This is a genomic window from Mixta calida (genome assembly GCF_002953215.1).
Taxonomy (GTDB): Bacteria; Pseudomonadota; Gammaproteobacteria; order Enterobacterales; family Enterobacteriaceae; genus Mixta; species Mixta calida.
Genome location: NZ_CP026378.1, coordinates 3,630,265 through 3,655,136, shown reverse-complemented (window position 1 = coordinate 3,655,136; position 24,872 = coordinate 3,630,265). Strand labels below are relative to the sequence as shown.

At 58.0% G+C, this 24,872-nt stretch carries 26 protein-coding genes and 1 pseudogene; 13 read left to right on the top strand and 14 right to left on the bottom strand.

Annotation, left to right across the window (positions count from 1 at the left end):
• Nucleotides 1-93 precede the first annotated feature (93 nt).
• From trmB to C2E16_RS17435, 3 genes are all read left to right on the top strand, one after another.
• Nucleotides 94-813, top strand: coding sequence for a tRNA (guanosine(46)-N7)-methyltransferase TrmB (gene trmB, locus C2E16_RS17445; protein WP_038624210.1), 720 nt, complete (start codon nucleotides 94-96; stop codon nucleotides 811-813).
• Entirely contained in the window at nucleotides 813-1,139 is a 327-nt protein-coding gene (locus tag C2E16_RS17440; protein ID WP_038624211.1) for a YggL family protein, read from the top strand. Before trmB ends, C2E16_RS17440 begins: the two co-directional genes overlap by 1 nt.
• 122 nt (nucleotides 1,140-1,261) lie before the next feature.
• Nucleotides 1,262-1,978, top strand: a complete 717-nt coding sequence (locus C2E16_RS17435) for a YggN family protein (protein ID WP_038624212.1) — start codon at nucleotides 1,262-1,264, stop codon at nucleotides 1,976-1,978.
• A gap of 68 nt (nucleotides 1,979-2,046) precedes the next feature.
• On the opposite strand, the gene C2E16_RS17430 is transcribed toward C2E16_RS17435, so the two are convergent.
• The 6 genes and pseudogenes from C2E16_RS17430 to C2E16_RS17405 form a co-directional block, all read right to left on the bottom strand.
• Nucleotides 2,047-2,748 (bottom strand): hypothetical protein, encoded by a 702-nt coding sequence (locus tag C2E16_RS17430; protein ID WP_038624213.1) that lies wholly within the window; start codon nucleotides 2,746-2,748, stop codon nucleotides 2,047-2,049.
• Nucleotides 2,745-3,168, bottom strand: a pseudogene (locus C2E16_RS17425) (DUF5675 family protein). Before C2E16_RS17425 ends, C2E16_RS17430 begins: the two are co-directional and overlap by 4 nt.
• 343 nt (nucleotides 3,169-3,511) lie before the next feature.
• On the bottom strand, nucleotides 3,512-4,648 hold the full coding sequence (hemW, locus tag C2E16_RS17420) for a radical SAM family heme chaperone HemW (RefSeq protein ID WP_084970558.1): 1,137 nt from the start codon (nucleotides 4,646-4,648) through the stop codon (nucleotides 3,512-3,514).
• Nucleotides 4,641-5,234: an RdgB/HAM1 family non-canonical purine NTP pyrophosphatase gene (gene rdgB, locus C2E16_RS17415; RefSeq protein WP_038624216.1), complete on the bottom strand. Its 594-nt coding sequence runs from the start codon at nucleotides 5,232-5,234 to the stop codon at nucleotides 4,641-4,643. The genes hemW and rdgB overlap by 8 nt, the downstream gene beginning before the upstream one ends.
• Nucleotides 5,235-5,267: 33 nt before the next feature.
• Nucleotides 5,268-5,819 (bottom strand): YggT family protein, encoded by a 552-nt coding sequence (locus C2E16_RS17410; protein ID WP_038624217.1) that lies wholly within the window; start codon nucleotides 5,817-5,819, stop codon nucleotides 5,268-5,270.
• Between the two features lie 8 nt (nucleotides 5,820-5,827).
• Nucleotides 5,828-6,541 (bottom strand): YggS family pyridoxal phosphate-dependent enzyme, encoded by a 714-nt coding sequence (locus tag C2E16_RS17405; RefSeq protein WP_038624218.1) that lies wholly within the window; start codon nucleotides 6,539-6,541, stop codon nucleotides 5,828-5,830.
• A 15-nt stretch (nucleotides 6,542-6,556) separates the two neighbouring features.
• Between C2E16_RS17405 and C2E16_RS17400 the strand changes: the two genes are divergently transcribed.
• Nucleotides 6,557-7,582 carry a type IV pilus twitching motility protein PilT gene (locus C2E16_RS17400; protein WP_038624219.1) on the top strand — a complete coding sequence of 342 codons (1,026 nt, stop codon included), beginning with the start codon at nucleotides 6,557-6,559 and terminating at the stop codon, nucleotides 7,580-7,582.
• On the opposite strand, the gene ruvX is transcribed toward C2E16_RS17400, so the two are convergent.
• From ruvX to metK, 8 genes are all read right to left on the bottom strand, one after another.
• A complete protein-coding gene (gene ruvX, locus C2E16_RS17395; protein ID WP_174705322.1) occupies nucleotides 7,545-7,967 on the bottom strand; it encodes a Holliday junction resolvase RuvX in 423 nt (140 codons plus the stop codon). The genes C2E16_RS17400 and ruvX overlap by 38 nt on opposite strands.
• Entirely contained in the window at nucleotides 7,967-8,530 is a 564-nt protein-coding gene (locus C2E16_RS17390; RefSeq protein WP_038624225.1) for a YqgE/AlgH family protein, read from the bottom strand. Before C2E16_RS17390 ends, ruvX begins: the two co-directional genes overlap by 1 nt.
• Before the next feature lie 92 nt (nucleotides 8,531-8,622).
• Complete coding sequence (gene gshB / locus C2E16_RS17385) at nucleotides 8,623-9,567, bottom strand: glutathione synthase (RefSeq protein WP_038624227.1); 945 nt, start codon at nucleotides 9,565-9,567, stop codon at nucleotides 8,623-8,625.
• Between the two features lie 94 nt (nucleotides 9,568-9,661).
• On the bottom strand, nucleotides 9,662-10,393 hold the full coding sequence (gene rsmE / locus C2E16_RS17380; RefSeq protein WP_038624234.1) for a 16S rRNA (uracil(1498)-N(3))-methyltransferase: 732 nt from the start codon (nucleotides 10,391-10,393) through the stop codon (nucleotides 9,662-9,664).
• Between the two features lie 113 nt (nucleotides 10,394-10,506).
• Nucleotides 10,507-11,220: a deoxyribonuclease I gene (gene endA, locus C2E16_RS17375; protein WP_038624236.1), complete on the bottom strand. Its 714-nt coding sequence runs from the start codon at nucleotides 11,218-11,220 to the stop codon at nucleotides 10,507-10,509.
• 134 nt (nucleotides 11,221-11,354) lie between these two features.
• Entirely contained in the window at nucleotides 11,355-11,873 is a 519-nt protein-coding gene (locus C2E16_RS17370) for a SprT family zinc-dependent metalloprotease (protein ID WP_038624238.1), read from the bottom strand.
• Between the two features lie 102 nt (nucleotides 11,874-11,975).
• Nucleotides 11,976-13,373, bottom strand: a complete 1,398-nt coding sequence (locus C2E16_RS17365) for a sugar porter family MFS transporter (RefSeq protein WP_071883656.1) — start codon at nucleotides 13,371-13,373, stop codon at nucleotides 11,976-11,978.
• A gap of 424 nt (nucleotides 13,374-13,797) precedes the next feature.
• Nucleotides 13,798-14,949, bottom strand: coding sequence for a methionine adenosyltransferase (gene metK, locus C2E16_RS17360; protein WP_038624242.1), 1,152 nt, complete (start codon nucleotides 14,947-14,949; stop codon nucleotides 13,798-13,800).
• A gap of 782 nt (nucleotides 14,950-15,731) precedes the next feature.
• Here metK and speA point away from each other — a divergent pair.
• From speA to C2E16_RS17310, 9 genes are all read left to right on the top strand, one after another.
• Entirely contained in the window at nucleotides 15,732-17,708 is a 1,977-nt protein-coding gene (gene speA, locus C2E16_RS17350) for a biosynthetic arginine decarboxylase (protein WP_038624246.1), read from the top strand.
• 179 nt (nucleotides 17,709-17,887) lie between these two features.
• Complete coding sequence (gene speB, locus C2E16_RS17345; protein WP_038624248.1) at nucleotides 17,888-18,823, top strand: agmatinase; 936 nt, start codon at nucleotides 17,888-17,890, stop codon at nucleotides 18,821-18,823.
• A gap of 614 nt (nucleotides 18,824-19,437) precedes the next feature.
• Nucleotides 19,438-19,761, top strand: a complete 324-nt coding sequence (locus tag C2E16_RS17340) for a Rieske (2Fe-2S) protein (protein WP_038624250.1) — start codon at nucleotides 19,438-19,440, stop codon at nucleotides 19,759-19,761.
• Nucleotides 19,758-20,066, top strand: a complete 309-nt coding sequence (locus C2E16_RS17335; RefSeq protein WP_038624252.1) for a recombinase-like helix-turn-helix domain-containing protein — start codon at nucleotides 19,758-19,760, stop codon at nucleotides 20,064-20,066. Before C2E16_RS17340 ends, C2E16_RS17335 begins: the two co-directional genes overlap by 4 nt.
• A 10-nt stretch (nucleotides 20,067-20,076) precedes the next feature.
• Complete coding sequence (locus C2E16_RS17330) at nucleotides 20,077-21,099, top strand: aromatic ring-hydroxylating oxygenase subunit alpha (protein WP_038624254.1); 1,023 nt, start codon at nucleotides 20,077-20,079, stop codon at nucleotides 21,097-21,099.
• Nucleotides 21,099-21,848 (top strand): SDR family oxidoreductase, encoded by a 750-nt coding sequence (locus C2E16_RS17325; protein WP_038624255.1) that lies wholly within the window; start codon nucleotides 21,099-21,101, stop codon nucleotides 21,846-21,848. The genes C2E16_RS17330 and C2E16_RS17325 overlap by 1 nt, the downstream gene beginning before the upstream one ends.
• A gap of 16 nt (nucleotides 21,849-21,864) precedes the next feature.
• A complete protein-coding gene (locus C2E16_RS17320; RefSeq protein WP_038624257.1) occupies nucleotides 21,865-22,650 on the top strand; it encodes an IclR family transcriptional regulator in 786 nt (261 codons plus the stop codon).
• Between the two features lie 85 nt (nucleotides 22,651-22,735).
• Nucleotides 22,736-23,662, top strand: a complete 927-nt coding sequence (locus C2E16_RS17315; protein WP_038624259.1) for a VOC family protein — start codon at nucleotides 22,736-22,738, stop codon at nucleotides 23,660-23,662.
• Entirely contained in the window at nucleotides 23,659-24,852 is a 1,194-nt protein-coding gene (locus C2E16_RS17310) for an NAD(P)/FAD-dependent oxidoreductase (RefSeq protein WP_084970559.1), read from the top strand. The genes C2E16_RS17315 and C2E16_RS17310 overlap by 4 nt, the downstream gene beginning before the upstream one ends.
• Nucleotides 24,853-24,872: the final 20 nt, after the last annotated feature.

The window sequence follows — 24,872 nt, the reverse complement described above, 5'->3', positions numbered from 1 at the left end:
TGGAGTAAACCGGAACTTTGCAAGTGCTTGCTTCTGTCCGGTAACTTTGCATAATGCCCGTTTTCCTGAATATGCAGACAGGCAGACACCGACATGATTAATGACGTCATCACACCGGAATTTGATGAAAACGGACGCCCTTTGCGTCGTATCCGCAGCTTCGTGCGCCGTCAGGGTCGCCTGACCAAAGGCCAGCAGCAGTCGCTTGACACTCTGTGGCCGGTCATGGGCGTGGAGTACCAGGCGGAGCCGGTGGATCTGGTGGCGTTATTTGGCCGTGAAGCGCCGGTAGTGCTGGAAATCGGTTTCGGCATGGGCGCCTCGCTGGTGGCGATGGCCAGCGCCAATCCGCAGCAGAATTTTCTCGGCATTGAAGTGCATGCGCCGGGCGTCGGCGCCTGTCTGGGATCGGCGCAGGAAGCGGGCGTCGAAAACCTGCGCGTCATGTGTCACGATGCGGTCGAAGTGCTGGAGAAGATGATCCCGGATAATTCGCTGCGCATGGTGCAGCTCTTTTTCCCCGATCCGTGGCATAAAGCGCGTCATAACAAGCGTCGCATCGTACAGCCGCCGTTCGCCGAGCTGGTGCTGCGCAAGTTGAAGCTGGGCGGCGTTTTCCATATGGCGACCGACTGGGAAGCTTACGCGGAACACATGCTGGAAGTGATGAACAGCGTGGACGGCTATAAAAACCAGTCTGAGACCAACGACTATGTGCCGCGTCCCGACACGCGGCCATTAACCAAATTTGAGCAGCGTGGGCAGCGTCTGGGCCACGGCGTATGGGATTTGATGTTTGAGAGGATCAAATAATGGCAATACAGCGTAGCCGTCGTTTACGGAAAAAGATGCATATCGATGAGTTTCAGGAGCTGGGGTTTTCCGTCGCCTGGACCTTCCCGCAGGGCACGTCGGTAGAAGAGATCGACGCCGCCGTTGACGCCTTTATCAATGAAGTGATCGAACCCAACGGCCTGGCGTTCGACGGCAGCGGCTATCTGCAATGGGAAGGTCTGGTCTGCCTGCAAAAGATCGGCAAATGCACCAATGAGCATCGCGAGCTGGTCCGTCAGTGGCTGGAAACGCGCAACATGGAAAGCGTGACGGTGACGGAACTCTTTGATGTGTGGTGGGACTAAGCTGTAAGGCCGCGCGTGCGTTTTCGACAGGCGCGGCTGCGGCCGCCTGCGTGGCGACAGGCGTTCACGTCTGACGCGGGCGAGCAGGACAATGATGTCCTTAATCTGATCCAGGAGTTTTTATGATGCGTAAAGCGCTGACGGGCGCACTCTTTCTGGCGGCGGTGCAGGCGCACGCGGCCTCCTATGAATGCCCGGTAAAACCGCAGGATGATGTGGTGATTACGCCGCAGTCGGTACAGGTGATCGGCGCCAGCGGCAATCTGGTGATCTCGCCGACAGGCGATCTTCAGTACAACGGTAAGCAGGTTCAGGTCGATAACGCGACGCGTCAGAAGGCGCTGGATTATCAGACGGCGCTGCGCCGCGATCTGCCGTGGGTCGATCAGGGCGCTTCGCAGCGGCTGGAGAAAGGCCGCGTGGCGCTGGATAAGGTCATTGTCGACAAGCTCGGCGCGGACAGCAACGTGCGCAATCGTCTCACCACGCTGGATAAACAGCTGAAGCAGCAGATGAACCGCATTATCGAGCATCGCAGCGACGGCCTGACCTTCCATCATCAGGCGATCGATCAGGTGCGCGCCGACGGCGAACGCCTGGTGCAGAGCAGTCTGGGCGGGGTCGTACAGGACAGCCTGAACGAGTTAGGCACCAAACAGGCTTCGCAGGGCAGCAACCCACTACAGGCGATTATGGGCAATCTCGGCGGCCTGCAGCAGGCGATCCAGGCGGAATGGAGCAATCAGGAGCAGGATTTCCAGAATTTCGGCCACGAAGTTTGCAACCGCGTCTCGGCGCTGGAGACCCAGCGTAAAGCAGTGCTGGCTGGGATCAAATAGTAAAAGGCCCTGACGGTCTTAGCGGACGGTTGGGGCGCTTATTAGTCATCGGCTAAGCCGCTGATGCGTTAGTTCAACGGCGCAACGTCGCTGAATCTAATATACCCCCTTTTATCGCTTAACCGATCCTGAGCTGAGGGATCGTATACCGATACATACATCCATTCTTGATTGACGGTTCTGATTTTCACTACGCTATCATTGCGGCTAAAGGTATATTCAACGTTAGCATTTTCTCTGGGCTCGTCCTTAAGCTGTCCGATAGCGGTATGTTCTTTAAGGATATAGGTCGTTAAATAAGGGAAACTGCCCCCATAGGCGCAGCCCGTATCGTCATCTGTCGTGGCATCCGATTTTGCGGCAGGCGTAAAAGAGACAAAGTCAGCGGCATAATGATCTGCATTGCATTCAACATAATGCCTGATTTCTTTAACGGTTAAATCTCCCTTCTGGTTAACGTACCACTCTTTATATTGCAAAAAATTAGCGGGTATATTATTAAAGTTGCTTTTTATAAAGATTATTTTATTTTCATCGCTGCCATCCATGAAAATGTCTATTACTTTCACTTTTTCCAGTGCGGACTCGTTAGGGAAATACCGGAAGCCTAATTGCGGAGTATTTATTGTAGCCTCATCGTTCCACTCTGCTTTCCAGTATGCCTGGAGAGTGCCCCCCTTCAAAGCCGTAACAGCCTGCGCCTGATAGCTAAAGGATAACAAACTCACTATTAAAATGAATAATGACATTAAACCGGGCTTACTGTTCATCTGCTTCCATCCACATAGCAAGAGGTGATAGTGATATTAAATTTAGATATGCCTTCTTTTTTTAGAATGTTTTTTATTTTTTTATACATGATAACGCTGTTTGTGACTTTGTCGATTAGCCGTTCTGTTCCCGGCAGAAGGCATCCCTGAGTGTCTCCAGGCGTATTGCCTAGATGAATATGATGGCACCTTAGCATTAAATAGTTTTGGTACAGGGTTATGAACAGCAAATTTATTACTGGCATGCCAAACAAGACTGTAATGGCCTTCTGGAATTCTTTTGTTTAAATTTGGCGTTTCGGTATCGGGTCCCGGGCATTCCAGGAAGTAGCCTTTAATTTCCGTTCCGGGGATGTTGAATTCGCTAATTGTGGATAAAGCCGTCTGCCATTTTCTCTGGATAAAAATCGTGTATGCCAAGAAATAACCTCCTGTTATTTAGTCCAATATCCCTTTGAGCCGCCAGCAGCTTTTTAACAGGGAGAGATATTTAGCATGTCGTCGGAGGCGGTTGAACGCCATAGCATTTTACACAATCATTTATTAACAGGGATAGAATGACGTAAGGAGGGAGATAACGTAAAAGCAATCAATGCATTAAGCCGTAATAAAGCGTTGAGTGATTAACGTAATGTCTTACCGGAATCAATAATACTCGCCCGTGCTTTAATTAATAACCATTCTGGTTTATGGAGAAAAGAAAGCGCACGACATCGGCTTAAATAAAACCGTCGACGGCAGTGCGCTTTTTTAATCGAAGGGATTACTCCGCCAGGAACAGCTCCAGCAGCGAGTTTAAAAACAGCTTTCCTTTTTCGGTCACCTGCCAGGTTTCCGCCGTTTCTGTCAGATAGCCTTTCGCCAGCGCCGTATCGATCTGCGGGCGAATCAGCGCCTCATCCAGGCCGGTATAGCGGCTGAAGTCGCTTCTCGGCGCAGGTTCCAGCAGGCGGAAGCGGTTCATAAAGAACTCGAAAGGTTTCTCCTCGTCCGCCACTTCATACTGCCTGTCCAGATAGTCGCCCGCCATAAAGCCGCGCGGATGGCGCGTTTTCACCGTGCGGACGATGCGTCCGTCCGGCTGGGTCAGCTTGCCGTGCGCGCCGCAGCCAATGCCGAGATAGTCGCCGAAGCGCCAGTAGTTCAGATTATGCTCGCAGCGATAGCCGGGCTTCGCGTAGGCGGAGGTCTCATACTGCTGATAGCCGGCGGCGGTCAGCAGCTGGTGGCCCTGCTCGAAAATATCCCACAGCGCGTCGTCATCCGGCAGCACCGGCGGGCGCGACGCGAACAGCGTATTCGGTTCGATGGTTAGCTGATACCAGGAGAGATGCGGCGGATTGAGCGCAATCGCCTGGCGCAGGTCGTCCAGCGCCTCGGTCAGCGACTGGTCAGGCAGGCCGTGCATCAGATCGAGGTTAAAGCTGCGCAGGTCTAGCCCGGCGGCCAGGTGCGCGGCGCGCTTCGCCTCTTCCGGGCCGTGAATGCGCCCAAGACGCTGGAGCTTCAGCGGACTGAAGCTCTGCACGCCGATAGAGATGCGATTTATGCCCGCTGCCTGATAGGCGCTGAAGCGATCGGCCTCCACCGTGCCGGGGTTGGCCTCCATGGTGATTTCTGCCCCGGCCGCCAGCGGCAGACGCGCGCGCACGCCGTCCAGCAGCTGATGCATCGCGCGGCTGCTCAGCAGGCTGGGCGTGCCGCCGCCGATAAAAATCGTGGCGACTTCCCGTCCGCTGGTCAGCGGCAGATCGCGATCCAGATCGGCCAGCAGGTGCGCAACATACTCTTCGTGCGGCACCTCACCTTTTAACGCGTGCGAATTGAAATCGCAGTAGGGGCATTTCTGTACGCACCACGGAATATGGATATAGAGGCTGAGCGGCGGAAGATTAGCCATTGCGCATCGCTTCCAGCAGCAGCGCCAGCGCTTTGCCGCGATGGGAAACGGCCTGTTTCTCCGCTTTGCTCAGCTCGGCGGCGGTTTTGCCCAGCGAGGGCACGAAGAACACCGGATCGTAGCCGAAGCCGCCTTTGCCCGCAGGCGCGCGTGCGATCTCGCCGCCCCAGCTGCCGTGGCATACCAGCGGCGTCGGGTCGGCGGCATGGCGCAGATAAACCAGCACGCAGTGGAACTGTGCCTGGCGCTGGCCATCCGCGACATCCTGCATCGCTTCCAACAGCTTTTGCAGGTTCTCGTCGTCGCTGGCCTCCTCGCCGGCGTAGCGGGCGGAATAAATGCCCGGCGCGCCGCCGAGCGCATCCACCGCCAGCCCGGAATCATCGGCGATAGCGGGAAGGCCGGTGATCCCGGCGGCATGGCGCGCCTTCAGAATGGCGTTTTCAATAAAGGTCAGGCCGGTCTCTTCGGCGGAGACCACGCCCAGCTCGGTTTGCGCCACAATATCCAGCCCGAAATCAGCCAGCAGATCGGCCATTTCACGCACTTTGCCGGGGTTACCGGTGGCGAGGACAACTTTTTGCATATCAGTTCCAGAAACGTTTACTACGAAAAACAATTACAGCTGCGCCCAGCCGGGAATGAAATCCATGCCCAGGAAGTTCAGCATATAGAGGATCAGAATCACCACCATTGCGGAGAAGTCGATGCCGCCCATCGCCGGCAGGAAACGACGCACCGGCGCCATCAGCGGCTCGGTCAGCTGAATCAGCACGTAGTCCACCGGGTTGCGGCCCTGGCTTATCCAGCTCATCAGCGAGCGCACGATAATTACCCAGAACACCAGCACGCCCGCTGCTTTCACCAGCGACACCAGACCGAAATAGAGGAAGATCGGATCGAACAGGAAAATGCGGCTTTGCAGCGCAAAGACCAGCGTGAACATCAGCACGCTCAGCACCCAGGCCAGCAGCAGCGAGGCGGTATCCAGCGGCCCGATAGAGGGGATCACGCGGCGCAGCGGCTTCACCACCGGCTGGGTGATTTTGACCACGAACTGGGAAAACGGGTTGTAGAAATCGCATCTCGCCCACTGCATCCAGATGCGCAGCAGCAGCACTTTTACATACAGGTTAAGCAGCGTCGATACCAAAAAAGTCAACGTCAGCATGAGGTTCCTCAATTATTGTTGTGGGTGGTGGCGCCGTAATCGCGCGCGCCGAAAATGGCGGTGCCGATACGGACCATGGTACTGCCTGCCGCGATAGCGGCTTCCATATCGTCGCTCATTCCCAGAGAAAGTGTATCGACGGATGGGTAATGCTTTTTCAACGACGCCAGCGCGTCCGCCATGCGCTGACAAACCGCAAGCTGACGCTCATAGCTTTTTTCCGGCGCCGGAATCGCCATCAGTCCACGCAGCCGCAGACGCGGCAACGCCGCCACCGCCTGCGCCAGCTCCGGCAGCGCCTCCAGCATAATGCCAGATTTGCTGTTTTCGTCACTGATGTTTACCTGAATTAACACATTCAGCGGCGGCAGATGGGCAGGGCGCTGATCGTTCAGGCGCGTCGCGATGCGCAGCCTGTCGATGGTATGGCACCAGGCGAAATGTTCGGCCACCAGACGGCTTTTGTTCGACTGGAGCGGCCCGATAAAGTGCCATTCCGGCGACAGGGCGTCGCCCAACGCCGCGATCTTATCCACCCCTTCCTGGACGTAGTTCTCGCCGAAGGCGCGCTGTCCCGCCGCCAGCGCTTCTGCGACATCGCTCGCAGGTTTGGTTTTACTGACGGCAAGCAGCGTAATTTCTTGCGGATCGCGGCCGCAACTCGCCGCCGCCGCCGCGATGCGCTGACGAACTTGCTGTAAGTTGTGCTGAATAGAAGTCATAGTCAGGAGAATGTCATGGATGTGGAGGAAATCGTGGCCCTTAGTGTAAAGCATAATGCGGCCGATCTGCACCTTTGTAGCGGACATTTGCCGCACTGGCGCCGTCACGGGGTGCTGGAGCCGATGTCCGATTTCCCGCCCATAGCGTCGGCGCAGCTTGAAGCGCTGGCGCAGCGCTGGCTGGACGCGCCGCAGCAGCGCTGCCTCGCCGCCGATGGCCATATCGATTTCGCGATGACCTCTGGCGGCCAGCGGCTGCGCGCCAATCTGTTCCGGCAGCGGATGGGCATGTCGCTGGCGCTGCGTCTTATCGCTGATAAGTGCCCGTCGCTGGAGGATCTGCGGCTGCCCGCCAGCGTGCCGCCGCTGCTGGCGCAGCAGGATGGTCTGATCCTGATTACCGGCGCGACCGGCAGCGGCAAATCGACCACGCTGGCTTCGATGGTCGATGAGCTGAATCAGCACCAGGCGCGCCATATCATCACGCTGGAAGATCCGGTGGAGTTTATTCATGTCAGCCGTCGCGCGTTAATCCAGCAGCGGCAGATCGGCCTGCATTGCAGCAGCTTTCAGCAGGGGCTGCGCGCGGCGCTGCGGGAAGATCCCGATGTGATTCTGTTGGGGGAGCTGCGCGATCTCGACACTATCTCGCTGGCGTTAACGGCGGCGGAAACCGGTCATCTGGTACTGGCGACGCTGCATACGCGCGGCGCGGCGCAAGCGGTGGATCGCCTGATCGACGTCTTTCCAGCCGAGCAGAAGAATTTGGTGCGTAGCCAACTGGCGGGCAGTCTGAAGGCGATTATCGCCCAGCGGCTGACGGCGGCTAAAGAGGCAGGGCGCATCGGCCTGTATGAAGTGCTGATCAATACGCCCGCCGTTGCCAGCCTGATACGCGAAGGAAAAACGCATCAGATCGGCGGACTGCTGCAAACCGGCATGCAGTCAGGCATGCAGACGTTTGAACAGAGCCTGCGGCAGCGAGAGCGGCAGGGGCTGATCGCTACGCCGTCAGATTCTCAAACCAGCTTTCCAGAATAATCACCGCCGACAGCGAATCGACGCTGCCCTTGGTCAACGCCTTATAGCCGCCGCGCGAGAAAAGATCGGCGCGCGCCTCCACGGTGCTGAGACGCTCGTCGTGCAAATCAACCTGCACGCCGAAACGGCCATGCAGGCGATTGGCGAACTTGCGCGCTCTGGCGGTCAGCGGCTGTTCGGTGCCGTCCATATTTAACGGCAGCCCGACAATCACGCGGTCGGGCTGCCACTCTTTCAGCAGGCGCTCAATCTGCTCCCAATTGGGGACGCCGTCCTGCGCTTTCAGCGCGTTCAGCGGACGTGCGGTGCCGGTAAGCTGCTGGCCGACGGCGACGCCGATGCTCTTGGTGCCAAAATCAAACGCCAGAAGGGTCATGCTGCTCATCAGGCGTGGCCAGCCTCGCTGGTGATGTTATGGATATCGACGCCGATGCTTTTCGCCGCTTCGCGCCAGCGCTCGGCTATCGGCGTATGGAACAGAATATTGCTGTCAGCCGGGGTAGTGAGCCAGGCGTTTTCCAGCAGCTCGCCTTCCAGCTGATCCTTCTCCCACGCGCAGTAGCCCAGGGCAACCAGCACATGCTCCGGCTGCTCTGCGGTGCCAAGCGATTCCAGTACGTCGCGCGAGGTGGTAATCACCGTGTTATCGGAGATGCGGATGCTCGATGCGAAAGTGCGCTGGGCGGAATGCAGAATAAAGCCGCGATCTTCCGCCAGCGGGCCGCCGGAAAAGACGGGCTTATCCAGCTTGATCTGCGGGTCGCGCGGCGAGGGCGCGATTTTCAGCTTGGTCAGAATGCTTTCAACCGTCAGGTTTTCCATCGGCTTGTTGATGATAATCCCCATGGCGCCGTCCTGATTATGCTCACAGACGTAAACCACCGAACGTTTAAAGAACGGGTCCAGGAGAGCGGGCATCGCAATCAAAAAATGGTGCTGTAAATTCATTCTCACTCGTTCTGAATACGGGTTAAAAGCTAACGGCGTATCACCGAAGAGACAATTAACGGGTTAAGACGGGGCCGCAGCCCCGTTCAGCGTCACGCCAGGCGCTTCTCGATCGCATCCATCAACATACCGGTGATGGAGACCGGGAAGGCGGCTTCAATTTCACGAATGCAGGTCGGGCTGGTGACGTTGATTTCAGTCAGCTTGTCGCCAATGATATCCAGCCCAACGAAAATCAGTCCTTTCTCTTTCAGCGTCGGTCCAACGCGGCGCGCGATTTCCCAGTCGCTTTCGCTCAGCGGGCGCGCTTCGCCGCGGCCGCCGGCGGCCAGGTTGCCGCGCGTCTCGCCTGATTGCGGAATACGCGCCAGGCAATAAGGCACCGGCTCGCCGTCCACTACCAGCACGCGCTTATCGCCCTCTTTAATCGCCGGCAGATAGTTCTGCGCCATGCAGAAGAAGCTGCCGTGATTGGTCAGGGTTTCGATAATTACTCCCACGTTCGGATCGTCCTGCTTCACGCGGAAGATAGAGGAGCCGCCCATGCCGTCCAGCGGTTTCAGAATAATATCGCCGTGCTGGCTCCAGAAATCACGAATGCGTTTCGCGTTGCGCGTCACCAGCGTATCGGGCGTCAGTTCAGCGAACCAGGCGGTGAACAGCTTTTCGTTACAGTCGCGCAGGCTCTGCGGTTTGTTGACGATCAGCACGCCCTGTTCTTCCGCACGCTCCAGCATATAGGTTGCGTAAATAAATTCTGTGTCGAAAGGCGGATCTTTGCGCATCAGAATAACGTTCAGATCGGAGAGCGGAATATCCTGCTCGCTGCCGAACGTAAACCATTTGTCGTAGTTCTGCTCGACGCTCAGCGTGCGGGTGCGGCCATAGGCTACGCCGCCGCGCAAATAGAGATCGTTCATCTCCATATAGTGAATTTCATAACCGCGGCGCTGTGCTTCCAGCAGCATTGCAAAGCTGGAGTCTTTTTTAATGTTGATCGTCGTAATAGGGTCCATGACGATGCCAAGCTTAATCATTCTGTTCTCCTCGATCGGGCGGTCGGTATGCCGCTTGCCGCAGGTTGGCATAAATTCAGTTTACAGGCTTAACGCAATGGGCCGCCTGTTTAGCTTAACCCAGATCGCCAAATCTCACCTGAAGCGCTGTAATGGCGGTCAGCGCGGTGGTTTCCGTACGCAATACGCGCGGTCCCAGCAGGATATCGGTAAAACCATGGCGTCCGGTCATCGCGATCTCGTCGGCGGACAGGCCGCCCTCCGGGCCGATCAGCAGGCGCACCCGCTCAACCGGCTGCGGCAGCGTATTGATGCTGTGCTGCGCGCGCGGATGGAGATTTAGCTTCAGGCCGTTCTCCTGTTCCGCGCACCAGGCTTCCAGCGTCATCGCCTCGCGTATCTCCGGCACGCTGTTGCGGCCGCACTGTTCGCAGGCAGCAATGGCGATTTTGCGCCATTGCTGAATCTTTTTCGCCTGTCTTTCGGCGTCCAGCTTTACGCCACAGCGTTCAGAAAACAAGGGGGTAATCACATTTACACCCAGTTCGATCGATTTCTGGATGGTGAATTCCATTTTTTCGCCGCGCGACATCACCTGACCCAGGTGCAGATGAAGCGGGGATTCGCGGCTCTCCGCGCGGCTCTGCATGATTTTTACCGTTACGCTGCGCTTATCGACGCGCAGAATTTCGGCGTCAAAAACCAGATTACTGCCATCGAACAGCTCCAGCGCCTGGCCGCTGCTCATGCGCAGCACGCGGCCGACGTGGCCAGCGGCATCTTCGCTAAGGGCGATATCAGCGCCGACCGTTAAGGTTTCCGGGTGGTAAATGCGGGGTATACGCATGTCGTTCCTGATAATAACAGGCCGCGCAGCCGCGCGGCGTAAGCGATTCGGCGTAACGGACGCGTCGGATAATGCGCCCGCTGCGCGGTGGTTTTTAGTGTAGGGCAGCGCTTTTAGCGCTGGCAAGCGCGCGCGACATACGGGTTGTGATTACCCTGAATGCTGGCGATGCGGCTGTCCCGTTTGCACTCCCAGTCGCTGACTGGATACTGCTTATCCCACACTTCAAACAGCTGCGTTTGCTGGCGCGACAGGCGCAGCTGGTAGCGATCGCGCATATAGAAGTAGGTGCGGGCGATAATGCCCCGCGCGCGGGCAGGCGGCTCCGCCAGCTTGTTTTTGAAGTCGATTTTCATTTCGCACTGGCCATACTGGCGCTCGCTGCCGTTCCACTGGCTGTAGAGAAAGTTGCCGCGATCGCCGTTCACTTCGCCGATAGCGGGCTGCAGGTTATGCAGATCAGATTCGATCTGGCGATAGCCCTCATCTTTGGCGCAGTTTTTACGACCGCCATCCTGCCAGCACTGGCGCTGATGGCCGAACTGCCAGGCGGGCACCACATGCTCCCATTCAATACGGCTGGCGCGGTTGGCGTTTTTACGTACCTGATAGCCGCAGGAGGCGAGATCGGGCACCCCTTTTTTTCCCTGCCAGTTGATTTTACAGCCGCAGTAAAACGTGCCCGGCGCATCGGCGTTGATTTCAGCGGATACCTTCTTCGCCTGCTGAAAGTTATTCTGATGATAAGTTTGACCGCTCAGGCTGTGGGCGGCCAGCGGGGCGATCAGCGCGGTAAACGCAACGGTAAAGAGAAATTTGCGAGACATATTCCATTTTTGCAGCTGATGAAAAAGAGCGCGCAGCGTACCAGATTGCGCCGTTTGTCGGAATGGGAAAGCGTCACGGAAAGCAAGCGCCATGCGTCTTTAAACGGGCCGCGCGGGGAAAACGCGGCGGAGAATTAATCGGCGGCGGGCTGATAGTCGCCAGGCTGCAACCGCTCGCCGCAGCGAACGCAGCGATATTCCGTTTCGCCGCGCAATACGCGGTTATGGCGGCGCACGGTCAGATGATGCTGCTGACAGCGGCAGCGCCAGGGAAACGTTTTCCCCTGTACCGACGCGACCTCAAACTGATGGGTGCGGCGCGCCGGCACCTCCAGAATGGTCTCCATCATCCATTTCCACTCTTTGCCGTGCGGCGCCACACGGCCGAAGCGACGCCAGACCAGCAGGTGCGCCAGCTCATGCGGCACCACTTCATCAATAAATGCCTGCTGGTTTTCCAGCAGCAGCACCGGATTCAGGCGAATCTCCCAGCTTTGCAGCCAGGCGGTGCCCGCAGCAGTGCCGCGCTGCTGCCAGTTCAGCCCAGGCTCAGGATAGTCGCTGCCGAGGCGCTGATTGGCCTGTTGCAGCTTGTCACGCAGCGAGCGCATGATGGCCTGCTGCAAGGCGATAGGAAGTCGGACAGGTTTCATAAGGCGCAAGCATACGGCGCGGCACGCGGGAAAACAATGGGCGTTAACGGGGCGAAAAAAAGGGGCCGCAGCATGCGGCCCCTCTGATGCAACGCGTGGTTATCAGTCGTGCGAACCGATATCGCGCAGTTTCTTGCCTGACATCAGGTTACGCTCGATGTGCTCCAGCGAGACGTTTTTCGTCTCCGGGATCAGCATCACGGTAAGGATGATGAACAGAATATTCAGGCCCGCGTATACCCAGAAGGTGTTGGCGTTGCCCAGCGTGTTCAGCATCGTCAGGAAGGTCGCGCCGACAATCATGTTGGCGATCCAGTTGGTGGTGGTAGAGACGGTAATACCGAAATCGCGGCCTTTCAGCGGCTGAATTTCAGAGCACAGCACCCAAATCAGCGGACCGGCGCTCATGGCGAAGCCGATGATAAACATCAGCAGCATGGCGATAGCGAAATACTGCGCGCCCTGCGATTCGATGCCGATGTGCAGCATGGTGCCCAGTACGCCCATACCGGCCGCCATCACCAGGAAGCCCAGCGTCAGGGTCGGCTTACGGCCCCAGCGATCCACCAGACCGATCGCGATAAAGGTCGCCAGTACGTTGATCAGGCCGACAATCACCGTGCCCCACATCTGCTCTTTGGTGTCGCTGAAGCCAGCGATTTCAAAGATTTTCGGCGCGTAGTACATAATGACGTTCATACCGGTGAACTGCTGCATCACCTGTAGCAGAATGCCGAGGAACACCGCGCGACGGAAGTTGCTGTTGCTGCGGAACAGGCTCCAACCGGACTGTTTGATCTTCAGGCTCTCGCGAATTTCATCCAGCTCGCGTTTCGCCTGCTCGCTGGTGTCACGCAGGCGATCCAGCACGCGCTGCGCGTCGCGGAAATGGCCCTTCGCCGCCAGCCAGCGCGGGCTGTTGGGCAGGAAAAAGACGCCGACCAGCAGCAGCACCGCCGGGAGGGTGATGACGCCCAGCATCCAGCGCCAGTTGCCGGTGTAGCTGAACGCGGTATCGGAGAGATAGGCGCCCAGAATACCGATGGTGATCATCAGCTGATAAAGCGAAATCATGCTGCCGCGAATTTTTTCCGGCGCGATTTCAGACAGGTAAAGCGGCGCGGTATAGGAGGCGACGCCTACGGCCAGGCCAAGCACCACGCGCGCGGCGATCAGCATTTCCGGGTTCGGCGCCATCGCCGACCAGAGCGACCCGATAACAAACAGGACCGCGCCAGCCATCAGGCTCTTTTTACGGCCAAGACGGGAGGACATCCAACCGCTGCCGATCGCGCCAATCGCGGCGCCAAACATCATGGAGCTGACAATCCACTCCTGTTGATGGCTGGTGACGTTAAAATCCTTAGCGATAAAGGGCAGGGCGCCGGCGATAACGCCGATATCCAGACCAAACAGCAGACCGGCAAGGGCTGCAAGAAAGCAGACAAATAAGGTCATGACCTTATTTGAGGTTCTGCTTTTGTGGGTATTACCAGGCATAGTGCCTCCGAATAGTATCTCTCATTGTAGTTATCGATGTTAAGAAACCTGAGCAGAGCAAAAAGTGAGACGGATCACAGAGGTGTAATCGGTTACACACGCCGGAACCCTGAAAACCAGCATTTATCACCAGGCTCAGATTACATAACCAGTAAGGTATAGCACCTGTTAAGTTTCTGACATGCCAGTGTTAACCGGCTATCAGACGACGCTGAAAATAACGCATTTTCCGGCAAAATACATCCGCGATTAATTCCTAAATGGCAGAAATATAAGGTCTTTCAATTTGTAAGCGTTATCATGCCAGCGGTAAGCACAGGCAACGAAAAGTGTAGCTGGTGAAAGCGAAAAACGAGGGACAAAAAAGGGGCACAATGTGCCCCTTGAGAGTATTACGCCGCTCTGAGCAGAGCAGCGAAAGGTATTACAGACCGGCCGCGTCGCGCAGCAGCTGCGCTTTGTCGGTTTTTTCCCACGGGAAATGCTCACGACCGAAGTGGCCATAGGCTGCCGTTTCACGATAGATCGGCTGCAGAAGATCCAGCATCTGAATCAGACCGTAAGGACGCAGATCGAAGAACTCGCGCACCAGCAGCGTCAGCTGCTCGGTCGGGATTTTTTCGGTGCCGAAAGTTTCCACCATGATGGAGGTCGGCTCCGCCACGCCGATGGCGTAGGAAACCTGGATCTCACAACGATCCGCCAGGCCCGCCGCCACGATGTTTTTCGCTACGTAGCGCGCCGCGTAGGCCGCTGAACGGTCCACTTTAGACGGGTCTTTGCCGGAGAAAGCGCCGCCGCCGTGACGCGCCATGCCGCCGTAGGTGTCAACAATGATCTTACGACCGGTCAGGCCGCAGTCGCCCATCGGGCCGCCGATAACGAAACGGCCGGTCGGGTTGATGAAATATTTGGTGCTGGCGTTCAGCCACTCGGTCGGCAGAACCGGCTTAATGATCTCCTCCATTACCGCTTCCTGCAGCGCGGACTGGGAAATCTCTTCTGAATGCTGAGTGGAGAGCACCACCGCGTCGATGCCGACGATTTTGCCGCCGTCATACTGGAAGGTTACCTGGCTTTTCGCGTCCGGGCGCAGCCACGGCAGCGCGCCGTTTTTACGCACTTCAGACTGACGCTGCACCAGACGGTGCGCGTAGGTGACCGGCGCCGGCATCAGCACGTCGGTTTCGTTGGTGGCGTAGCCGAACATCAGGCCCTGATCGCCCGCGCCCTGTTCCAGCGGATCGGTACGGTCAACGCCCTGGTTGATATCGGGAGACTGCTTGCCGATGGCGCTCAGTACGGCGCAGGAGTTGGCGTCAAAGCCCATATCAGAGTGAACATAGCCGATGTCGCGCACGGTCTGGCGAGTGATCTCTTCGATATCCACCCAGGCGCTGGTGGTGATTTCACCGCCGACCAGCACCATGCCTGTTTTTACATAGGTTTCACAGGCGACGCGTGCTTTAGGGTCCTGAGCGAGGATCGCGTCAAGAACGGCGTCCGAAATCTGATCAGCGATTTTATCGGGATGTCCCTCTGATACGGACTCGGAGGTAAAAAGGTGTTTAGCCATTTTATTCTTTACCTTACTAAAACGGTTTAATGAAAACTGCCTGGTGCAGGAGAAATGCTCCGCCTGACCCGACGCCCCTTCAGGCAAAGCCGTGAGCAGTACAGGAGTTAACCAGTTTAGATGGATTAACATCTGGACGTCTATTTTAGGTTACTCCCTAAGCGAATTGCCAGCCCTTTTTCTTCTTGAGCATTTTCTGAGTATCGGCAACCGGCAAAATTTCCTGACGGCAATTGCAGGTTACATAATTTGTTTTTGCATTTTGCCCCACGCAGCGGTATAAAACGCGGCTGCTGTTTTCAGCGAAAAAAGGGCGCCTCGCGTCCGGCCCGTCAGATTTCAGATCTGATTTTCACCCTCAGGCCTTTTTTCCACATGCCCGGCATGTGTGGAGGTGATACGAGTAATGAACCAGGTTTTCATCCTTTCTTCCGGTTCGCTCCGCTGCGCTAACGTGCGGTCGACTCTTTCCGTTCGCTCCTCCGCCAGCCTCTTCTGCCGAAGTTTTCTCTGTTTCGGTAATCAACACGACACGAGCGCAGGCTAACTTGCTACAGTTTTGACAGGGAGCCTTCAGCGTGGCTGAGGGCGTGCTGTGCTTTTTTTCTCCCGCAACACGGAGTTCGGCGACGTGTTTTACACTGAATCTATGCAGCAGGCGGCTGAGGCGACAGTTCAGCATTTTATGCTGGCAGCCAGGCCAAAGCGTGGCTTGTTCTGGCAGCGCCAAACTGCGATAGTTTTTAATTATTCTGCAACACTGGTTAACGTTGAGGTTCGCGATGTCTGACGACATAAAGAATATCAAGGGTTCGTCAGCAGGCGAACAGGGTGGACTGCGCTCGATGCAGGAGGTGGCTATGAGCGATCAAGATGCCAGCAGAATGCTGCGCACCTATAACATTGCCTGGTGGGGCAACAACTATTACGACGTGAACGAACTGGGGCACATCAGCGTCTGTCCTGACCCGGATATGCCGGATGTGCGCGTCGATCTCGCCCGTCTGGTAAAAGAGCGCGAGGCTGACGGTCAACGTCTGCCGGCGCTGTTCTGCTTCCCGCAGATCCTGCAACACCGTTTACGCTCCATTAACGCCGCCTTTAAACGCGCGCGGGAATCTTACGGCTATAACGGCGACTATTTTCTGGTTTACCCGATCAAGGTCAACCAGCATAAGCGCGTGATCGAATCGCTGATTAACTCCGGCGAGCCGCTGGGCCTGGAAGCGGGATCCAAAGCGGAGCTGATGGCGGTGCTGGCGCACGCTGGCAAGACGCGCACGGTGATCGTCTGCAACGGCTATAAAGATCGTGAATATATCCGCCTGGCGCTGATCGGCGAGAAAATGGGCCACAAGGTTTACCTGGTGATTGAAAAAATGACCGAGGTGAAACTGGTGCTGGAAGAGGCGGAGCGTCTGAACGTGGTGCCGCGTCTCGGCATCCGCGCTCGTCTGGCTTCTCAGGGCTCCGGCAAATGGCAGTCCAGCGGCGGCGAAAAATCGAAGTTCGGTCTTTCCGCGTCGCAGGTGTTGCAGCTGGTGGAGATCATGCGCAACGCGGGTCGTCTCGACAGCCTGCAACTGCTGCATTTCCATCTCGGCTCGCAGATGGCGAATATTCGCGATATCGCCACCGGCGTGCGTGAATCGGCGCGCTTCTACGTTGAGCTGGCGAAGCTGGGCGTCAATATCCACTGCTTCGACGTCGGCGGCGGTCTGGGCGTCGATTATGAAGGCACCCGCTCGCAGTCCGACTGCTCGGTAAACTACGGCCTGAACGAATACGCCAACAACGTAATTTGGGCCATCGGCGACGCCTGCGAGGAGCATGGTCTGCCGCACCCGACGGTCATCACCGAATCGGGCCGCGCCGTGACCGCGCACCACACCGTGCTGGTCTCCAACATCATCGGCGTGGAGCGCAACGAGTTCAGCAAGCCCACCGAGCCCGACGCGGATGCGCCGCGCCCGCTGCTCAGCATGTGGGAAACCTGGCAGGAGATGCACGAACCGAACACGCGCCGTTCGCTGCGCGAGTGGCTGCACGACAGCCAGATGGATCTGCACGATATCCATACCGGCTATTCGCAGGGCACCTACGATCTGTCGCAGCGCGCCTGGGCGGAACAGCTCTATCTGAGCATCTGCCACTATATTCAGCAGCATCTCGATCCGAGCAACCGCGCCCATCGTCCGATTATCGATGAGCTACAGGAGCGCATGGCGGACAAGATTTACGTCAACTTCTCGCTGTTCCAGTCAATGCCGGATGCGTGGGGCATCGATCAGCTCTTCCCGGTGCTGCCGCTGGAAGGCCTGGACAAGCCGCCGGAGCGTCGCGCGGTGCTGCTGGACATCACCTGTGATTCCGATGGCACTATCGACCACTACGTCGACGGCGACGGCATCGCCACCACCATGCCGATGCCGCAGTACGACGCGGACAATCCGCCGATGCTCGGCTTCTTTATGGTCGGCGCCTATCAGGAGATCCTGGGCAACATGCATAACCTGTTCGGCGATACCGAAGCGGTGGACGTGTACGCCTTCCAGGACGGTAGCGTGGAAGTGCAGCTCTCCGACGAAGGGGATACGGTGGCGGACATGCTGGAGTATGTGCAGCTGAATCCGCAGGAGCTGCTGGATCTGTTCCGTTCTCAGGTGAAGCAGAGCGATCTGGACGAGGAGCTGCGCGCGCAGTTCCTGGAAGAGTTCGAGGCGGGCCTTTACGGCTACACCTATTTAGAAGACGAATAAACGACGATGCGGCGGCAAGGGTCGCAAAATGACATTGCCGCCAGCGCGCCGCGCGGCGATAATCGCCGCCAGCAGAGCGACTCATCAATCCCTTCCTCGTCGGGTTTAACGACGCGGAGGGGATTTTTTTCATCTGAACAGCCATGTCGGCCGCGCCGCCATGCATAAAAGGAGTTGTTATGAATAACACCAACACCTTAGGTCATCAGTACGATAACTCACTGGTTTCAAACGCCTTCGGTTTTATGCGTTTTCCGGTTAACTTCCAGCCGTACGACAGTGACGCCGAATGGGTAATCACCGGCATTCCGTTCGACGCCGCCACGTCAGGCCGCCCAGGCAGCCGCCTGGGACCGGGCGCTATCCGTCAGATCTCTACCAATCTGGCGTGGGAAGGCTGCCGCTGGCCGTGGAACTTCGATCTGCGCGAGCGTCTGAACATCATCGACTGCGGCGATCTGGTTTACGCCTTTGGCGACTCTCAGGATCTGACCGACAAGCTGCAGGCGCACGCGGAAAAACTGCTGGCCAGCGGCAAACGCATGCTGACTTTCGGCGGCGACCACTACATCACGCTGCCGCTGCTGCGCGCGCACGCGAAGCATTTCGGCAAAATGGCGCTGGTGCATTTCGATGCGCACACCGATACCTACTCCAACGGCCCGACCTTCGACCACGGCACCATGTTCCACCATGCGCCGCAGGAAGGCCTGATCGATCCACAACGTTCCGTGCAGATCGGCATTCGCACCGAGTTCGATAAAGATCTCGGCTATCATGTGCTGGATGCGGCGCAGGTTAACGATCGCGGCGTGGACGATATTCTGGCGCAGGTGAAACAGATCGTCGGCGATATGCCGGTTTACCTGACCTTCGATATCGACTGCCTCGATCCGGCCCACGCGCCGGGCACCGGCACGCCGGTTATCGGCGGCCTGACCACCGACAAAGCGCTGAAGCTGATTCGTGGATTGCAGGGGCTGGATATCGTCGGTATGGATCTGGTAGAAGTGGCGCCAGGCTACGACCAGTCCGATCTCACCTCGCTGGCGGCGGCGACTATCGCGCTGGATATGCTGCACGTTCAGGCGGTCAATAAAGCGAATAAAGGCTAACGCCCGTGCCGCCGCGTTATCTGAACGCGGCGGTATTTTTCTGTCGTCACCCTTCTCAGAAATATCTTAATTACGCATCGCTTTATTCTTTTTATTTACGTACCAGGGAACGACGCTATTTAATCGTTTTTGAACAGGGCCATCGTTATTTATTGTGTGATGACTGTCAAATTACCAAAATAGCCAGAATCCATGTCCACACTAAAAATGTGGAGGGCATTAGCTAAGCGTGCCTCTATTTTTCTTTTTCCCGCTAAATGTATCCATCCCCAATCTCATTTCCTGGTTCCTGTTCTTATCCCATTATTAATAATCACGCAGCTAAAATGGTTCTCCGGTGAAACTCGTTGTTTTTAATATGAAATTTAAAAATAAGTTTCACGGATGAAACGCTAACTTTTCTCGTCTTTTATTTTTACCGCAGAGCAACGATCGCTGCTTTTTTATTTCTCGTTGCTTCTTTTCGTGATCGCTCCCACAGTTGGTTAACTAAAAGTAACTGAATTAACAATTTCGCTACCTTGCCGCTTGACGAAAATCCCACCGCTTTTATATTGGCCGTATTAAATAAGAAACAGTGTTTCATATATGAAACAAAAGCCTGGAGGATCGCAATGAGCTGGATAGGCGTGTGTGACGCAGAACAAGTGCAGGAAGATTTTCCCTACAGCGGCAGGGTGGACGGTAAAGAGATCGGCATTTATCTCGTCGACGGCGAATATTACGCCCTCGAAGATATTTGTCCGCACGCTTACGCGTTGCTGAGCCAGGGATTTGTCGAAGACGGCAAAGTGGAATGTCCGCTGCACGAGGCGGTATTTGATTTAAAAACCGGCCAGTGCCTGCACGGCCCCGGCGGACGCAATCTCCAGCGCTATCCGGTACGTGTCGAAGGCAATCAGATTCAAATCACTTTTATCGAGGAGAGCGTGGCATGAGCGCATCCCTGGAATTCAATCCGGCGCTGCCGGAAAGCCGTCAGTTCACACCGCCAAAAGAGGGCGGCAACGGCACCATCCACAAGCCTGGCGACTATCAAAACCTGATTTGGCAAACCCGCAGCCGCGCGCCGGAAAGCTGGGAGCTGAGCCTGATCGCGCAGCTGGAAACGCTGTTCGAGCAGGGCGTGGAAACGCTGCCGGCGCTGGTGGAGCGCCTGAACGCGGTGAAAATGCATGACCATCAGGGCGAAGCCTGGAGCGAAGCGAGCTTTCGGGCCTTTTTGCAGGTAAACGGATACTGAGGGGAAGGCGATGACGACGGCAGTTCAAGAGTATCTCGATAAAGGATTGCGCGGTTTATGGTATCCGGTGCTGGCGAGCTGGGAAGTCCAGTCCGCGCCGGTCGGGATCACGCGCCTTGGCGAACAGATTGTGGTGTGGCGCAATCAGAATGGTCAGGTGCAGGCGCTGGAGGATCGTTGTCCGCATCGCGGCGCGCGCCTGTCGATGGGCTGGAACCTCGGCGATCGCATCGCCTGCTGGTATCACGGCGTGGAGGTCGGCGGCAGCGGCGAAGTGAAAAGCGTGCCGGCAGTCGATCGCTGTCCGCTGGTGGGGCAGCAGTGCGTGCGCAGCTATAACGTGCAGGAGGCGCACGGCGCGATTTTCCTCTGGTTCGGCGTTACCGCCGACCAGACGCCGGAGCCGCTGAGCTTTCCGCAGGAGCTGGCGGACAGTGAAAGCTATAGCCACTTTCTTTGCACCGCCGCCTGGAACTGCAACTACCAGTATGCACTGGAAAACGTAATGGACCCGATGCACGGCACCTACCTGCACTCCTCATCGCACTCGATGGCGGAAGGCGATCGCCAGGCGGAAATGGTGCTGCAACCGACTCAGACCGGCTTTACCTTTGAGAAAAAAGGGCAGAGCGGCGTCAACTTCGACTGGGTGGAGTTCGGCGCCAGCGGCGCTTACTGGATGCGCCTTTCTATCCCCTATAAAAAACGTTTCGGGCCGGGCGGCCACTTCTGGATCGTCGGCATGGTGGTGCCGGAGGACAATGACCACTGCCGCGTCTTTTTCTGGCGCATCCGCCGCGTGCAGGGCTGGCAGCGCGATATGTGGCGCTTTATCTACCGTAACCGGCTGGAAAAACTGCACTGGGAGGTGCTGGAGCAGGATCGCGTGGTGCTGGAGAATCTTGCGCCGAACGCGCGCGAGCATGAGTACCTCTATCAGCACGACGTCGGCCTGTCGCGCCTGCGCCGCATGATGCAGAAGGCGGCGAAAGAACAGCTCGCCCAGCGTGAAGCGCAGCAGGGAGCCGCCTGATGAACGGCCTGCTGCAGGATAAACGCATCGTGATCACCGGCGCGGCGCGCGGACTGGGTTATGCCTTCGCCGCGGCGTGCGCCGAGCAGGGCGCGCAGGTGGTGATGTGCGACATCCTCCAGGGCGAGCTGGCGGAAAGCGCCCAGCGTCTGCGTCAGCAGGGATATCGCGTAGAGGATCATGCTATCGATCTGGCTGACGGCGAGCATATCGAACAGACGTTTCGCGTCATTGGCAAACAGGGCGCGATTGACGGCCTGGTGAACAACGCGGCGCTGGCGACCGGCGTCGGCGGCAAGGATATGTTCGATTATGACCCGACGCTTTGGGATCGGGTAATGACGGTCAATGTCAAAGGCACCTGGCTGGTGACGCGCGCCGCCGTGCCGCTGATGCGTCCCGGTTCCGGCATCGTCAACGTGGCGTCGGACACCGCGCTGTGGGGGGCGCCGCGCCTGATGGCCTACGTCGCCAGCAAAGGCGCCGTCATCGCCATGACGCGATCGATGGCGCGTGAGCTGGGCGAAAAACGCATCCGCATTAACGCCATCGCGCCTGGCCTGACGCGCGTCGAAGCGACGGAGTATGTGCCGGCAGAGCGGCATCAACTGTATGAAAACGGACGGGCGTTGAGCGGCGCGCAGCTGCCGGAAGATGTCACCGGCAGCACGCTGTGGCTGCTGAGCGACCTGTCGCGCTTTGTCACCGGCCAACTCATTCCGGTAAACGGTGGGTTCGTCTTTAACTGAAGGTTGCGGAGGCGGTATGGCGAATCAGCAGGAAATCAAATATCTGGTGCCGGGGCTGGAGCGCGGCTTGCAGCTGCTGCTGGCCTTTGGCGAGCAGCACCGCGAGCTCACCTTCGCCGAGCTGCACCGGCTGGTGGATATGCCGAAAGCGACGGCGTACCGCGTAGTGCAGACGCTGGAACATATGGGCTTTCTGGAGCGCAATCCGCGCACCAGCACCTTTTCGCTCGGCATGAACGTGCTGCGCCTGGGGTTTGAATATATCGCCTCGCTGGATGTGGCGCAGGTCGGCCAGCCGGTGATCGAGCAGCTGCGCGACAGCAGCGAATGCAGCAGCCATCTGGCGATCCGCGATGGCCGCGACATCATCTATATCGCCCGCGTCAGCGCCGCCGGATCGCGCATTAACCAGGTGAGCATCGGCACCCGCCTGCCGGCGCACTGCACCTCGCTGGGCCGCATGCTGCTCACCGACGTGACGCGCGCCGAGTTTGAACAGCTCTTTCCTCATGAAAGGCTGAGCAACACGCCGGATCAGCAGTACGACCGTGAGACGCTTTGGCAGATGGTGCAGCAGGACAGGGCGCGCGGCTATGTGATTGGCGAATCCTTTTTCCGCCACGGTATCTCTTCCATCGTCTATCCGGTGTTTAACCGCAGCGGGCGAGTCGCGGCGGTGGTCAGCATTCTGGTGCCGTCGGGCGAAGTGCCGCAAAGCGACCGCGAGCGGCTGCAAAACGAAGTTCGCAGCGCGGCGGATAAGATCTCTGGCTTTTTAGGTTATCTGTCTAAAGTCAGTTAAATCAATAAGTTAACATCAGGCGCTTTATTGCGTCGGGCAATCTCTACGCCCTAATCCGGGCGACTGAACCGTAAAGAGGCAACCAATGCGTGTAACCGGAATTGAAAAGCTGGAATTTGGCGTCGATAACCTCAGCCACTGCGCCAAATTTATGTGCGACTTTGGCCTGACGCGCGACGCCAGCGGGCAGAAATTCACCACGCTCAGCGGCGCGCGGCTGGAGCTTAACCCGATCGACAGCCCCGACCTGCCGCCCGCGTTCGAGGCGGGCAATACGCTGCGCCGCATGACCTGGGGCGTGGCTGACCGCGCCGCGCTGGAGGCGCTGCGGCCGAAGCTGGCGCAGCAGCCTGGCTTTCGCGAAACGCACGACGTGCTGGAGTGCCGCGATCCCAACGGCATGACGCTGCGCATTCAGGTGACGCAGCAGACAGAAGTCAACCTTAACGTCGAGCCGATTAACCAGTGGGGCGATATGCGCCGGGTCGATACGCCCAGTCCGGTTTACGATCGCGCCGAGCCGATCAACATCGGCCACGTGGTGTTTTTCGTTGAGGAGCTGGCGGCGGTGGAGAGCTTCTACCGCGACGTGCTGGGCTTCGAGGTTTCCGATCGCTACGTTAACCGTGCCGTCTTCCTGCGCACCCAGGCGCGCGGCGGCCATCATAATCTTTTCCTGCTTCAGCTGCCGAACCGTAAAAGAGGACTGAACCATGTCGCCTTTACCGTGCGCGATATTCATGAGGTGATCGGCGGCGGCATTGCGATGAATAAAAATCACTGGAGCACCTTTATCGGGCCGGGCCGTCATCCGGTCTCCTCCGCCTATTTCTGGTACGTCAACAGTCCTGCCGGCGGCGCGTTTGAATACTACACCAACGATGACTACCTGACGGAAAACTGGCGTCCGCGCGAGCTGGAGCACTCCCTGGTCTCCTTCACCGAATGGGCGGTGGAGGGCGGCATCGATCACGACACGCGCCGCCAGCAGAAAAAGCCGGAGGCGGTATGACAACGCGGATAGTGATTATCGGCGGCGGTCAGGCGGGCGGCTGGGCGGCGAAAACCCTGCGCGATGAGGGCTTCCGCGGCGAAATCGCCGTTATCGCCGATGAGCCGTGGGATTTCTACGAGCGCCCGCCGCTGTCGAAAAGCGCGCTGCTGGAAGACGCCGCGCTGCCGCGCCTGTTCAGCGCCGATCTCCAGCAGTCGCTCGATCTGCGCTGGCATCGTCCGCTACGCGCCGAGGCGATCGATCGCGCCGCGAAAAGCGTGCGGCTGAGCAATGGCGAGCGGGTGGAGTATGACCGGCTACTGATCGCCACCGGCGGTCGGGCCAGGCTGCCGGGCGACGCCTGGCGGCGCCATCCGCAGGTTTATACGCTTCGCCACTGGCAGGATGCGCAGCGGCTGAAGGCGCGGCTGAGGCAGAGCCAGCGGCTGGTGATTGTCGGCGGTGGCTGGATCGGTCTTGAGATCGCCGCGTCGGCGCGACGCTGCGGCGTGGCGGTGAGCCTGTTCGAGCAGCAGCCCGCGCTCTGCATGCGATCCGTCGGCGCGGAAGTCTCGCAGGCGCTGCATCAGCTGCATCAGGAGCAGGGCGTGGCGATCCACTGCGATTGCGGCGCGCTGACGCTGGAAGACGAAGGCGGCAGTCCGGTCATCCAGTGCGGCGGCAGATGCGAGCCGTTCGATGCGGTGGTGGCCGGTATCGGCGTGGATCTGAATCTGGAGCTGGCGCGCGATGCCGGGCTGGCGATCGGGCGCGGCATCGTAGTGGATGCGCAGGGCAGAACGACCGATCCGGCGATCTTCGCCGCCGGCGATGTGGCGCAGCATCCGCGCTATGGCATTTCGCTACAGTCCTGGGCGTTCGCGCAGAACCAGGCGATCGCCACGGCGCGCGCGATGCTGAACGATGAGGCGCCCGGCTACGACGAGATCCCGTGGATTTGGTCCGATCAATATCAGCACAACATCCAGATCCTCGGCCTGCCGCAGCCCGGCGACCGCAGCCTGGTGCGCCGCAGCGCGCAGGGAAACCTTTATTTCTCGCTCGGTCCCGACGGCGTGCTGAATCAGCTGGTGGCCTTTAACGACGCGCGCGCCGTCAAGCTGGCGAAGCGCTGGATCGCCTCCGGCCGCGATCTCTCGCAGACGCCGCTGGACGACCCTGATTTTTCGCTGATGTCGTTGCGCTGAACAAGGCTTAGCCCCCAGGG